12 protein-coding genes and 1 pseudogene are annotated in these 13,164 nt (G+C 70.9%); 11 read left to right on the plus strand and 2 right to left on the minus strand.

All coding sequences use genetic code 11. The features are described from left to right. Positions 1 to 16: 16 nt before the first annotated feature. From RBR11_RS02475 to RBR11_RS02505, 7 genes are all read left to right on the plus strand, one after another. Positions 17 to 547 (plus strand): GNAT family N-acetyltransferase, encoded by a 531-nt coding sequence (locus RBR11_RS02475; RefSeq protein ID WP_308487700.1) that lies wholly within the window; start codon positions 17 to 19, stop codon positions 545 to 547. A 12-nt stretch (positions 548 to 559) separates the two neighbouring features. Further along, complete coding sequence (gene aroQ, locus RBR11_RS02480; protein ID WP_308487701.1) at positions 560 to 1,018, plus strand: type II 3-dehydroquinate dehydratase; 459 nt, start codon at positions 560 to 562, stop codon at positions 1,016 to 1,018. A gap of 106 nt (positions 1,019 to 1,124) precedes the next feature. After that, on the plus strand, positions 1,125 to 1,688 hold the full coding sequence (gene efp, locus RBR11_RS02485; RefSeq protein ID WP_308487702.1) for an elongation factor P: 564 nt from the start codon (positions 1,125 to 1,127) through the stop codon (positions 1,686 to 1,688). Between the two features lie 3 nt (positions 1,689 to 1,691). Beyond that, complete coding sequence (gene nusB / locus RBR11_RS02490; RefSeq protein ID WP_308487703.1) at positions 1,692 to 2,102, plus strand: transcription antitermination factor NusB; 411 nt, start codon at positions 1,692 to 1,694, stop codon at positions 2,100 to 2,102. Positions 2,103 to 2,241: 139 nt separating this feature from the next. Beyond that, a complete protein-coding gene (locus RBR11_RS02495) occupies positions 2,242 to 5,184 on the plus strand; it encodes a DEAD/DEAH box helicase (RefSeq protein WP_308487704.1) in 2,943 nt (980 codons plus the stop codon). 213 nt (positions 5,185 to 5,397) lie between these two features. Further along, positions 5,398 to 6,741 (plus strand): HNH endonuclease, encoded by a 1,344-nt coding sequence (locus RBR11_RS02500; protein ID WP_308487705.1) that lies wholly within the window; start codon positions 5,398 to 5,400, stop codon positions 6,739 to 6,741. 124 nt (positions 6,742 to 6,865) lie between these two features. Beyond that, the gene (locus tag RBR11_RS02505; protein ID WP_308487706.1) at positions 6,866 to 8,443 is read left to right on the plus strand and encodes a Rieske 2Fe-2S domain-containing protein; all 1,578 of its coding nucleotides are present in this window, start codon (positions 6,866 to 6,868) and stop codon (positions 8,441 to 8,443) included. Positions 8,444 to 8,509: 66 nt separating this feature from the next. On the opposite strand, the gene RBR11_RS02510 is transcribed toward RBR11_RS02505, so the two are convergent. Together RBR11_RS02510 and RBR11_RS02515 are read right to left on the minus strand one after the other, a co-directional pair. Continuing rightward, complete coding sequence (locus RBR11_RS02510) at positions 8,510 to 9,328, minus strand: permease prefix domain 1-containing protein (RefSeq protein ID WP_308487708.1); 819 nt, start codon at positions 9,326 to 9,328, stop codon at positions 8,510 to 8,512. After that, positions 9,307 to 9,654: a PadR family transcriptional regulator gene (locus tag RBR11_RS02515; protein WP_308487709.1), complete on the minus strand. Its 348-nt coding sequence runs from the start codon at positions 9,652 to 9,654 to the stop codon at positions 9,307 to 9,309. Before RBR11_RS02515 ends, RBR11_RS02510 begins: the two co-directional genes overlap by 22 nt. Positions 9,655 to 9,818: 164 nt before the next feature. Between RBR11_RS02515 and pyrR the strand changes: the two are divergent. The 4 genes and pseudogenes from pyrR to RBR11_RS02535 form a co-directional block, all read left to right on the plus strand. Continuing rightward, positions 9,819 to 10,352: pseudogene (gene pyrR, locus RBR11_RS02520) on the plus strand (bifunctional pyr operon transcriptional regulator/uracil phosphoribosyltransferase PyrR); the annotation flags it as partial. After that, on the plus strand, positions 10,349 to 11,335 hold the full coding sequence (locus RBR11_RS02525) for an aspartate carbamoyltransferase catalytic subunit (protein WP_308487711.1): 987 nt from the start codon (positions 10,349 to 10,351) through the stop codon (positions 11,333 to 11,335). The pseudogene pyrR and the gene RBR11_RS02525, both read left to right, overlap by 4 nt. After that, positions 11,332 to 12,651, plus strand: coding sequence for a dihydroorotase (locus RBR11_RS02530; RefSeq protein WP_308487712.1), 1,320 nt, complete (start codon positions 11,332 to 11,334; stop codon positions 12,649 to 12,651). The genes RBR11_RS02525 and RBR11_RS02530 overlap by 4 nt, the downstream gene beginning before the upstream one ends. Next, positions 12,648 to 13,163 (plus strand): PH-like domain-containing protein, encoded by a 516-nt coding sequence (locus RBR11_RS02535; RefSeq protein ID WP_308487713.1) that lies wholly within the window; start codon positions 12,648 to 12,650, stop codon positions 13,161 to 13,163. The genes RBR11_RS02530 and RBR11_RS02535 overlap by 4 nt, the downstream gene beginning before the upstream one ends. The last annotated feature ends 1 nt before the right edge of the window (position 13,164 follow it).

Raw genomic sequence — 13,164 nt, forward strand, 5'->3', positions numbered from 1 at the left:
GGGTTAGGGTTCTGAGATGCCCCCTTCCCCTTTCCTCGTCCGCCGGATCCGGGCGGACGAGTGGACGCAGGGGCGCGACCTGCGTCTGCGTTCCCTGCAGGATCCCGCCGCGGACATCGCGTTCCTGGACACGTACGAGAACGCCGCGGCACAGACCGACGCCTTCTGGCGGGCCCGGATTAGCCGCGCGGCGGAGGGATCCGAAATCGCGCAGTTCGTCGCGATCGCGGGTGACGGCGAATGGTTCGGCACGACGACGGTGCTGGCCACCGTCCTGGAGGGTGAGCCGGGCACGGCGCTCGTCGTCGGCGTGTTCGTCGCCGAGGGCCACCGCGGCAACGGCGCGATCGACGCGCTGCTCGACGCCTGCGCGGCCTGGGTCTCCGGTCTCGGGATCACCGAGCTGACCCTCGAGGTGCACGTCGACAACGCCCGTGCCCAGGCCGCGTACGAGAGGAACGGCTTCGTCCGCACCGGCCGGATCATCGAGCTCGACACCGGTCGGGAGTACGTGATGATCCGCTCCCTCGACCCTCACGCGCGCTGATACCGTGAGGGCGTGACCACACCCCGCCGCCTGCTGCTCGTCAACGGACCCAACCTCAACCTGCTCGGGCTCCGCGAGCCGGGGATCTACGGATCCGCCACGCTCGCGGACGTGGAGCGCATCGCGACCGAGGCGGCCGCCGCATACGGATTCGAGATCCGCGCCGTGCAGAGCAACCACGAGGGCGTCCTGCTGGACGCGATCCACGCGGCCCGGGAGGACTGCGCCGGCATCGTCATCAACGCCGGTGCGTACACGCACACCTCGGTGGCGCTGCGGGACGCGCTCACCGGCGTCGCGCTGCCGTTCGCCGAGATCCACATCTCCGACGTGTACGCGCGCGAGGAGTTCCGGCATTTCTCGTACCTCACCGACATCGCCGCCGTGCACGTCGTGGGCGAAGGGGTGCAGGGCTACGCGACCGCCGTGCGCCGGCTCATCCTGCTGATCGCGGGACAGGCGGACGGCTGAGCTCCGCAGCCGCGCAGCGCGCGCGCACCGGCCGATCAGCCGGCATCCCGTAGAATCGTGTATCGGCCGATCGGCCGAGACTCTCAGGAACGGACTTCTCAGACCCATGGCATCGACTGCAGACATCAAGAACGGCGTCGTCCTCTCGATCGACGGACAGCTCTGGAGCGTCATCGAGTTCCAGCACGTCAAGCCCGGCAAGGGCGGCGCGTTCGTCCGCACGAAGCTGAAGAACGTCGTCAGCGGCAAGGTCGTCGACCGCACCTACAACGCCGGCGCCAAGATCGACATCGAGAACGTCGACCGCCGCGACTTCACCTACCTGTACACGGACGGCGACGGCTTCGTCTTCATGGACGTCGCGGACTACGACCAGATCACCGTCGGCGCCGCGACCGTGGGCGACGCGAAGAACTTCATGCTGGAGAACCAGCAGGTCCAGATCGCGCTGAACAACGGCAACCCGCTCTACATCGAGCTCCCGGCCTCGGTCGTGCTCGAGGTCACCTACACCGAGCCGGGCCTGCAGGGTGACCGCTCCTCGGCCGGCACCAAGCCCGCCACGCTGGAGACCGGCTTCGAGATCCAGGTTCCGCTGTTCCTCGAGACCGGCACCAAGGTCAAGGTCGACACCCGCACGGGCGGCTACCTCGGCCGCATCAACGACTGACGCGTGGGCGCCCGGACCAAGGCGCGCAAACGCGCCCTCGACATCCTGTTCTCCTCGGACGTGCGCGGCGACGAGCTCGCCGTGACGCTCGCGGCGGAGGCCAAGCGCGCCGTCGCCGAGCCCTCCCGCGAGGGATCCTGGCTGTACGCCCGCGAGATCGTCGACGGGATCATCGATCACCGCGACGAGATCGACGAGCAGATCACCACGCACAGCCGGGATTGGAAGCTCGACCGGATGCCGGCCGTGGACCGGGCGCTGCTGCGCATCGGCGTGTGGGAGATCCTGCACAACGACGAGGTGCCCACCGCCGTCGCGATCGACGAGGCCGTCGAGCTCGCCAAGGAGTTCTCCACGGACGACTCCGGCGCGTTCGTGCACGGTGTGCTGGCCCGGGTGGCCCGGTCGGCCTGATCCGCGTCCTCCTCATCCTGTTCGCTGGTCGCGACACGCCCTCTCGAGGCTCGAGAAGCGGCGTGTCGCGACCCGCGAACGTCGTTCCGGCACGGGGTCGCCCCCCCGCTGGCGGCGGGGCGGACCAGGATGGATCATCATGACCCCCGCTGACTCCGACGACTGGCGCCGGCTGCTGCCGGCCGCGTCGTCCGGCGGGGCACCGCTCGCGCTGGGCGTCGAACTGCGTCGCCGCGACCGGGTCGACAGTCGGCACTGGGCGAACCGCCCGCTGCGGACGGCGACGGCCCGGGACCTCGTCAAGGATCCGGGGGAGCTCTTCCTCGCCGTACGCCCGCTCATGCGCAACGACGCCGCCAGCGCCTGGATCCAGGGCGACGCCGGCTGGGACGCCGTGCGCCGCGCGGGGAAGCGGTTCGATCCGGCGCATTCGCGCTGGTTCGCGGATCTGCTGAGCATCTCCCGCGACTCTCTGCTGAGCGGCACCGCGGGGGACTGGCTGCTGCTGGATCCGGTCGCCTCGCCGCTGCTGTGGCCGCATCTGCAGAGCGCCGCAGCACTCGGGATCGCGTTCGTCGCGACCGAGCGCAACACGCGCCTGCAGTGGTCCGACGAGATCCGGGTCTCGGTCGCGATCGCCGCGAGCGGGGACGGCGGGCTCGTGCTGTCGGCGTCCGCGTCGGCGGCGGGGGAGTCGTTCGCGGCCTCGTCCGTGCAGGCCGTCGGCACGGGCGGGCTGTACGCGCACGCCGTGGTCGGCACGCGGATCGACCTCATGCTCGGGGCCGTTCCGATCAGCGACGCGGTCGGGGCTCTGCTCGGCGCTCCCGGGGGCCTGCCCGTGGCGCCGGTCGACCGCGACGCCTTCTTCCGCGAGGGCTACCCGTTGCTGCTGCGCGGCGCGGAGATCCAGGCCGCCGCGGGCGTGCGGGTGCCGGATCCGCCGCGCCCGGTGCCGCTGCTCGAGGTCGACTTCCGCCCGGCGGACGTCGTCGGCTACCGGCTGCTCTGGGACTACCCGGGCTACGCCCGCTTCCCGCTCGACGACCGGGCCGGCGAATCCGGGATCCGCGACGCCGTGCGCGAGTCGGAACAGCGTCAGGCGGTCCTCGACGCCTGGACCACCGTGACCGGCCTGCCGTTCGCGCTGACCGGCGCACTCCGTGACGCGGACGCCGCCGAGTTCGTCTCGCACCTGGTCCCGACGCTCGAAGAGCACGGCATCGTCGTGGAGACGAGAGGGACGCCGCGCACCTACCAGGAGTTCACGGGAGATCCGGCGATCACGATCACCACGGTGGAGAGCACGGATCCGGACTGGTTCGACCTCGGCGTGATCGTGCGGATCGACGGCCGCAGTATCCCGTTCGAGCCGCTGTTCCGGGCCCTCGCCCTCCGGCAGGGCAAGCTCAAGCTCGTCGACAACACCTGGTTCTCGCTGCGCCACCCGGCGTTCGACCGGCTCAAGGAGCTCCTCGACGAGGCCGCCGAGCTCGCGGAGTGGGAGACGGGACCGCGCATCGCGCGCACCCACCTGACGCTGTGGGAGGACTTCGAGGATCTCGCCGACGAGGCGCTCCCCGCGCGCACCTGGCGGGCCGCGGTCGAGGGGCTCCGTGCCGATCCGGCCGTCGATCCCGTGCCGGTCCCGGCGGTGATCACGGCCGAGCTGCGCCCGTACCAGCGCGAGGGGTTCACCCGGCTCGCCCGGCTCTGGCAGCACCGGCTCGGCGGGATCCTCGCCGACGACATGGGCCTCGGCAAGACCCTCCAGCTGCTCGCCCTCATCGCGCACGCCCGGGGGAGCGGCGGAGGTGCGCCGTGGCTCGTCGTCGCCCCGACGACCGTCCTGCCGGTGTGGCAGCGCGAGGCGGAACGATTCGCACCCGGACTCCGGGTGGCGATGGTCGACCGCACGCGCGACGCGCACGGCGTGGACCTCGCCGCGCACATCGACGGCGCGGATGTCGTGGTCACCTCGTACACACTGCTGCGCCTGGATGCGGACGAGTTCGCCCGGCAGCCCTGGGCCGGGGTCGTGCTCGACGAGGCGCAGCAGGTGAAGAACCCGGCGACCCTGCAGCACCAGGCGGTCGCCGCCCTCGACGCGACGGCGGTGTATGCCGCGACCGGCACGCCGCTGGAGAACGGTCTGGCCGAGCTCTGGGCGATCCTGAACCTCACCGCGCCGGGCCTGTTCGCCTCCGCGCGGCGGTTCCGGGACGAGTTCATCCAGCCGATCGAGCAGGGCAAGGTCCCGGAGAACGCGGAGGGCGCCCCGTACCGGAAGGGACGGATCGAGCTGCTGCGCAAGCGGATCCGTCCGTTCCTCATCCGCCGCACGAAGGAGCTGGTCGCGCCCGAGCTGCCCGAGCGGCAGGAGCAGGTACTGCGGATCGAACTCGCCCCGGCGCACCGGTACCGCTACGACACGATCCTGCAGCGCGAGCGGCAGAAGATCCTCGGGCTGCTGCCGGACCTGGACCGCAACCGGTTCATCGTGTTCCGCTCGCTGACGATGCTGCGCATGCTGAGCCTCGCGCCCGGGCTCATCGACCCGGACGACGCCGGCATCGCCTCGCGCAAGCTCGAGGAGCTCGTCGAACGGCTCATCGAACTGCGTTCCGAGGGCCACCGGGCGCTCGTGTTCAGCCAGTTCACCTCGTTCCTGAAGCTGGCCGAGGAGCGCCTCCGACGCGCCGGCCTGCGCGTCTCCTACCTCGACGGCGCCACCCGCGACCGCGACCGCGTCGTGCAGGAGTTCCGCGACGGCGACCAGGACGCCTTCCTGCTCAGCCTCAAGGCCGGCGGCACCGGTCTCACTCTCACCGAGGCCGACTACGTGTTCCTGCTGGACCCGTGGTGGAACCCGGCCGCGGAGGCCCAGGCCGCCGACCGCGCTCACCGGATCGGACAGACGGACCGGGTGTTCGTGTACCGGATGATCGCCGAGGGCACGATCGAGGACAAGGTGCTCGCGCTGCAGCAGCGCAAGGCCCGACTCGCCGCCGCGGTGCTCGACGACGAGGACCTCTTCGCCCGTTCCCTCACCGCCGACGACATCCGAGAGCTGCTCGGCTGACAGATGGAGAGGCGGGGAAGTGCCGCCACAGGAAAGGCCCCGTCCCGTCCCGCACCCGGTCGTTGAGCGAGCCCTTCGCCCGGTCGTTGAGCGAGCACCGAGCGCAGCGAGGAGCGAGACGAAACGTGGCGTCCGCTCACGAAGGGCCGATTCGGTCGGAAAGTTCTTGCGGAAAGAGTAGAACAAATCTTCGATGGTTGGTAGGATCGGAGTATGTCCAGCAGCCTCGCCCCTCTCCTCGAAGCGGTCGCGCTTGTGCAGGATTCGTGGGCGGACGCACAGGGCGGGGGCGACCTCTCCCGGGCTCAGTTGATCGCGGTGAACGACGCGCTCGGTGTGCTGCGCCGGACCACGGACGCGGTGCACGCGGAAGTGGCGGCGGGTCTCGCGCGTGAGTCGCGGCGGGAGCTGGGACCGGACTCACTCGCGAGGCAGCAGGGGTTCCGTTCGTCGGCGCAGCTGATCGCGACGACGACAGGCACGTCGACGGGGGATGCGACCCGGCTGGTGAAGCTCGGTGAGGCGACCGCGCCGCGGACGAATCTGCTCGGCGAGGTGCTGCCGGCGAAGTTCCCCGTCGTGCGGGACGCGATGTGCCGGGGGAGGATCGCGGCGGCAGCGGCCGACGCGATCGTGACGTTCCTGGACCGGGTCTTGCTTCGCGTGGGGCGCTCGGTGGCCGCCGAGGCGGAGACGCTCCTGGTGGAGAAGGCGGTCGGTCTGTCCCTGGACGAGGTGCGCAAGCTGATCACTCGCACCGAAGCGCACCTGGATCCCGACGGGGTGGCGCCGCGGGAGGACGAACTGCGCTCCCGCCGGTCGCTGAGCATGTTCGAGCGGGACGGGATGCTGCATCTGACCGCGCAGCTCGACCCGGCCTCGGCGGCTCCCGTGCGCGCCGCGATCTGCGGGTTCGTGTCGACCGAGTTCGCCGCGAAACGCGAGGGCCGCGATCCGGACGCGGCGGACGCGGACCGGCGCCCGCTCGGGCAGATCCAGGCCGACGCGCTCGTGCACCTCGCCGAGCACGACCTGTCCTGTGAGAGCACCGGCCCGCTGAACGGCGCGACCGTCGTCGTCCGCGTCGACCTGGAAGACCTCGAACACGGCACCGGGTACGGGCTCATCGACGGGACCGAGTATCCGGTCAGCATCGAGACGGTGCGGCGGATGGCCGCGGACGGGAACGTGATCCCCTGGGTGTGCGGGGCGCAGGGCGAGATCCTGGACTGGGGACGCACCCGCCGCCTGTTCACCCCGGCGCAGCGCCTCGCCCTCGCCGAACGCGACGGCGGCTGCGCGTTCTGCGGGCTCCCGCCCCAGATGACCAAGGCCCACCACATCCGCTGGTGGGCCAGAGACACCGGCCCCACCGACCTCGCCAACGGCGTCCTGCTCTGCGAGACATGCCACCACCTCATCCACGACAACGCCTGGGACATCCGCATCGACAGCACCAGCACCCGCGCGAAGGTCTGGTTCCTTCCTCCACCCCATGTGGACCCCACCCGCACCCCACGCCTCGGCGGCAGATCCCGCACCGAACTCATCGCCTGAACGCCTGTGCGCCGGGACGCGGGCGTCCCACAGACTGCGGCGGCCGACATTATGCACGGGCCGCCTCCCCGGCCCGTCCAGGCACCCCCGGTAGACTCACGGGGTCCACACGGAGGGAAGACGCATGCGGATCACGGGACTCGGTCACGCCGGGATGTTCATCGAGACCACGGGCGGCAACATCATCTGCGACCCCGTTCTCGGGCCGTCGTTCTTCGGATCCTGGTTCCCGTTCCCCGACAACCGCGGTCTCGACTGGGAGCGCCTCGGCCGCGAGGCGGACTTCCTGTACATCTCGCACCGGCACCGCGACCACTTCGACCCGCGCCTGCTCGAGCGCTACATCCGCAAGGACATCGAGGTGCTCCTGCCCGAGTACCCGACCGACGACCTCGAGCAGGACGTCCGCGCGCTCGGCTACACCAACATCACGTACGCGCCCGCCGGCGAGATCATCGAACGCGGCGCGCTGAAGATCATGATCACCCCGCTGCGCGCCCCGAGCGACGGCCCGATCGGCGACTCCTCGCTCAGCGTCGACGACGGCACCGGATCCGTGCTGAACCAGAACGACTCGCACCCGCTCGACCTCGACGCGCTGCTCAAGTTCGGCAAGCCCGACGCGTACTTCACGCAGGTCTCCGGCGCGATCTGGTGGCCGATGGTCTACGACCTGCCGCAGGACGCGAAGCAGAACTTCGCCAAGCTCAAGCGCGAGGCGCAGAACAAGCGCGCGATGTACTACATCGAGAAGGTCGACGCCCCGCACGTCTTCCCGATGGCCGGCCCGCCCATGTTCCTGCGCGACGAGCTGTTCCGCTACAACGGCATCGGCCGCGACGGCGACTCGATCTTCACCGACCAGAAGCAGTTCCTCGCGCACATGGACGAGCTCGCCCCGCAGTACGACGGGCAGCTGTTCATCCCCGGCACCGTCGTGACGGTCGAGGGCGGCGCCGTCTCCACCGAGCAGACCCTGTACACGCCGGCGGAGATCGACCACATCTTCGACGAGAAGTGGGACTACCTCGAGGAGCAGCGCGCCGCGCGGCAGCAGGAGCTCCGCGACGAGGAGGCCCGCCGTGCGGAGATCCTCCCCGCGGACGAGATCCTGCAGGCGATCAAGGAGTGGTGGGAGCCGCTGCTGAAGAAGTCGCGCACGATCCGCCTCGGCGTGGGCGGCAACGTGCGGTTCCGGATCGGCGACCTGGACATGGTCGTCGACTTCCCCCGTGCGAAGGTGCGCGAGTACGCGGGGGAGGAGTGCATCTACTGGTACACGATCCCCGCCGACCTCGTCTCCACGAACATCCGCGACCACGAGATCGACTGGTCGAACTCGATCTTCCTGTCCATGCAGTTCAGCGTGGGCCGCAGCGGCAAGTTCAACGAGTTCCTCACCACGTTCCTGAAGTGCCTCTCCGCCGACCGGATCGAGTACGTGGAGAACTGGTACCAGGAGCAGACCGATCAGACCGAGGACGCGGAGGTCGGCGAGTGGGTCGTTCAGCGCCGCTGCCCGCACCTGCGCGCGGACCTCACCCGCACCGGCTCGGTCGACGAGGACGGCGTGCTCACCTGCAGCATGCACGACTGGAAGTGGGACCTGAAGACCGGTCGGTGCCTGTCCACGAGCGGTCACCCGATCCGGGCGACCAAGATCGACGAGGTCACCGACGCGGCGCTGCGCCTCGGCGTCTGACCCGGAGCAGTAGGCGGCGGCCGTTCCCGTGAAGGGGACGGCCGCCGCCCGCGTCGGCGCCCCGTGTCAGCCGGCGACGAGCGGCGCGGCGCGCAGCGTCCGGACGACCCTGAACGCGATGTCCGAGAAGCCTGCGACCAGGAGGGCGCCGAAGGCGGCCACGGATCCCCAGATCGCGGCCTCCATGCCGTTGCCCGTCGCTATGCCATAGGCGCTCACCGCGATCGAGGCGAGACCGAGCAGCGGGGCGAGGATCGCGAGCGCGACGGTGAATGCGGGGGAGCCCGCGTGCGAGCGGCGGGCCCGGAGGCAGGTCCAGGTGACGGCCGCTGCCAGGACCGGCATCCAGAGGGCCACGACCCAGGCGAGCAGAAGCGCTGCGAGCGTCGCGAACAGGGCGAGGCCGGTGATGGCGACCGCCGGTGGGTCCACCCGCCCCTTCGCGCGGATGTTCACGCCGACCAGGACGAGGGCGGTGAGCAGGCAGGCAGCCCCGATCAGGGCCGCGGAGACCAGGTAGCGCTGCGGATCCCAGGACCCGGACAGCTCGGTCAGGCCGAAGAAGGACGAGACGGCGGCGAGGGCCCACGTGAGCGAGGCGAGAGCGGCGACCACGGGGAGACGCCGGGCGAAGAAGAGCGACAAGACGGTTCCTTTCGAAGGGGTGGAGGTGAGCAGGGAGGCGACGAGACGCGGCTCGCCGAAGCGGGCCAGGGCGCGCGCGTGCGCCTCCCGAGGATCCGTGCCGAGGGCCTCCAGGCGCTCGGCGGCGGTGTAGAGGTGGTCGGCCACCTCGTCGACGAGGTCCTGCAGGTCGCCCCGGCCGCGCATCCCCTGCCGAAGGGCGACGAGGTAGTCCTCGATCAGGCCATTGCCGGCTGCCATTGCTGCCTCCCCTGGTCGATGACCGACTCGACGGCCTTCACGAAGTCGCTCCAGCCGCGGCGCTGCTCGGTCAGACGCGCGGATCCTGCGGCGGTGAGGCTGTACAGCTTGCGCCGTCGCCCCGAGGCCTCGGACCACTCGTGCTGGAGGAGCCCCGCACGCTCGAGGCGGTGCAGCACGGGGTAGACCGTGCCCTCCGCGAGATCGAAGCTGCCGTCGCTGCGCTCGCGGAGCGCGTCGATCACGCCGTACCCGTGCACCGGGCCCGCCGAGACGATCGCGAGCACGAGCAGCTCGAGATGTCCCTTGAGTGACTCTGCATTCATACCTAGCGACGCTAGGCCTAGTCACGCTAGGTGTCAAGAGGATCTTCCGGGCGCCTGGGCGGGGAGGGGGGCACGGCTTCGTGGAGGTCCGCATGAGCCGGTAGGATGATCCCCGCAGACGCACCAACCTTTAACACCGTCCAGAGAGGCGGAGAAGGGAGAGGCAGATGGCTGCACGCACCGTGCTGCAGGAAGCCGATATCGCGCGCGCTCTCACGCGCATCGCCCACGAGATCCTCGAGTCCAACCGAGGTGCAGACGATCTGGTTCTGCTGGGCATCCCCACCCGCGGCGTGACCCTCGCCGATCGGCTCGGTCCGATCATCGGCGACATCGCCGACGCCGAGATCCCGGTGGGCTCGCTCGACGTCACGCTCTTCCGCGACGACCTGGCGAAGCACCCCACCCGCACGCCGAAGCGCACGGAGATCCCCGACGGCGGCATCGACGGCAAGACCGTGGTCCTCGTCGACGACGTGCTCTTCTCCGGCCGCAGCATCCGCGCCGCGCTCGACGCGATCCAGTCGATCGGCCGCCCGGCCGTGATCCGGCTGGCGATTCTCGTCGACCGCGGTCACCGCGAGGTCCCGATCCGCCCCGACTTCGTCGGCAAGAACATCCCGTCCTCCCGGCAGGAGCGCGTCAATGTGCGCCTGCGCGAGCTCGACGGCGCGGACGAGGTGACGATCGAGGCATGAGACACCTTCTCGACACCCGCACGCTCGACCACGACACGGCGCTGCAGATCCTCGACGTCGCGGAGGACATGGCGGACACCCAGTCCCGACAGGTCAAGAAGCTGCCGACCCTGCTCGGCAAGACCGTGGTGAACCTCTTCTTCGAGGACTCCACCCGCACCCGGATCTCCTTCGAGGCCGCCGCCAAGCGCCTCTCGGCCGACGTCATCAACTTCGCCGCGAAGGGCTCCAGCGTCTCGAAGGGCGAGAGCCTGAAGGACACCGCGCAGACCCTGCAGGCCATGGGCGCCGACGCGGTCGTCGTCCGGCACTCCGCCTCGGGCGCTCCGCAGACGCTCGCCACGAGCGGCTGGATCTCGGCCGGCGTCGTGAACGCCGGGGACGGCACGCACGAGCACCCGACCCAGGCGCTGCTCGACGCGTACACCATCCGCAAGCGGCACTACGGCGCCGACAGCCGCGGCCGCGACCTGACCGGACTTCGGATCGTCATCGTCGGCGACGTGCTGCACTCCCGGGTGGCCCGCTCGAACGTCTGGCTGCTGTCCACGCTCGGCGCCGAGGTGACGCTGGTCACGCCGCCGACGCTCATCCCGCAGAACGTCTCGCTCTGGCCCGTCACGGTCCGGTACTCGCTCGACGAGGCGCTGGCCGAGGGCCCGGACGCCGTGATGATGCTGCGCATCCAGATGGAGCGGATGCACGCCGCGTTCTTCCCGAACGAGCGCGAGTACACGCGTCTCTGGGGCCTCGACGCCGTCCGCGTCGCCGGCCTTCCTTCCACGAGCATCGTGATGCACCCCGGCCCGATGAACCGCGGGCTGGAGATCTCCAGCGAGGCCGCCGACTCCGCCCGGTCCACCGTCCTCGAGCAGGTCGCGAACGGCGTGTCCATCCGGATGGCCGTGCTGTACCTGCTCCTCGCCGGGGAGCGCCCCGCGACGGGCTCAGGCAATGACGACATGAAACGAGGAGACCGATGACCCAGAGCATGATCTTCCGCGGCGCCCGGATCCTCGGCGCCGACTCCGCGGACATCCTCGTCCGCGACGGACGGATCGCCGAGGTCGGAACCGGTCTGAGCGACGCGGGCGCGCAGGTGATCGACGCGAACGGCCTGGTCGCACTGCCCGGTCTCGTCGACCTGCACACGCACCTCCGCGAGCCCGGGTACGAGGCCAGCGAGACCGTGCTCTCGGGCACCCGCGCGGCCGCGGCCGGCGGCTTCACCGCCGTGTTCGCGATGCCGAACACCTCGCCCGTCGCCGACTCCGCCGGAGTGGTCGAGCAGGAGCTCGCCCTCGGCGAGGCCGCCGGCTACGCGACCGTGCAGCCGATCGGCGCGGTCACCGTCGGGCAGAAGGGCGAGCGGCTCGCCGAGCTCGGCGCGATGGCCTCCTCCCGCGCCAACGTGCGCGTGTTCAGCGACGACGGCTTCTGCGTCTGGGACTCGCTCATCATGCGCCGTGCCCTGGAGTACGTGAAGGCGTTCGGCGGCGTGATCGCGCAGCATGCGCAGGATCCCCGCCTCACCGAGGGCGCGCAGCTGAACGAGGGATCCGTGTCCGCGGAGCTCGGCCTCGCGGGCTGGCCGGCGGTCGCCGAGGAGTCGATCATCGCGCGCGACATCCTGCTCGCCGAGCACGTCGGATCCCGCCTGCACGTGTGCCATCTGTCCACCGCCGGCTCCGTCGAGCTGATCCGCTGGGCGAAGAAGCGCGGCGTCGCGGTCACCGCCGAGGTCACCCCGCACCACCTGCTCCTCACCGACGAGCTGGCCCGCGGCTACGACGCCCGGTACAAGGTCAACCCGCCGCTGCGCACCCAGGAGGACGTGCTCGCGGTGCGCGAGGGCCTCGCGGACGGCACGATCGACATCGTCGCGACTGACCACGCCCCGCACCCCAGCGAGGCGAAGGCGTGCGAGTGGCAGGCCGCCGCGAACGGCATGGTGGGTCTGGAGAGCGCGCTGCGCGTCGTGCACCAGTCGATGGTGGAGACCGGCCTGCTCGGCTGGGACGACGTCGCCCGCGTGATGAGCGCCGCCCCGGCGCGGATCGGCTCGCTCGCCGGCCACGGCACCCCGATCGCCGCCGGTCAGCCGGCCGAGTTCACCCTCTACGACGCGGACGCGCGAGGCGTGTTCACCGAGTCCGACCTGCACGGCCAGAGCGTCAACTCGCCGTACCTGGGCAGGCCGCTGCCGGGGCGCGTCGTCTGGACGGTGCATCGCGGCTACGTCACCCTCGCCGACGGCGCGCTGGCGGAGCTTCGCGAGACCCGGGGACAGCTCGCTTGAACCAGCAGATCGCCGGCGCCGTCGTCCTCGCCGTCGCCGTGGTGCTGATCCTCGGCGGCGTGTGGGCCTGGCGCGCGCGGCTCCGCCGCGACTCCGGACTCACCGCCCCGCTCGGCGTGCCCGAGCACGCCGAGGTCACCGCCCGTTACGAGACGCTCTACGTCGCGACCACCCGACACGACGAGTCGCTCGAACGCGTCGCGATCCGCCCGCTCGTCTACCGCGCCCGCGGCGAGCTCGCGATCACGGATCGCGGTGCCGCCCTCGGCCTGGACGGCGCGCCGACCGTGTTCCTCGCCTCCTCGCGGCTCGTCGCCGCCGAGCGGGCCACCGTCACGATCGACCGCGTCGTCGAGCCGGGCGGCCTGATCCGCCTCGCCTGGCGCCTCGACGACGGCACCGTCGTCGACAGCTATCTCCGCATGACGGGCGATCTGGGCAACACCGACGTCCAGACCGCCGCCCTGACCGACCTGCAGCGCCTCTGCGCCGCGCCCGACACAGGAAAGTAAT

The sequence above is a fragment of the Microbacterium capsulatum genome (genome assembly GCF_030865425.1).
In the GTDB taxonomy this organism is placed as follows: Bacteria; Actinomycetota; Actinomycetes; order Actinomycetales; family Microbacteriaceae; genus Microbacterium; species Microbacterium capsulatum.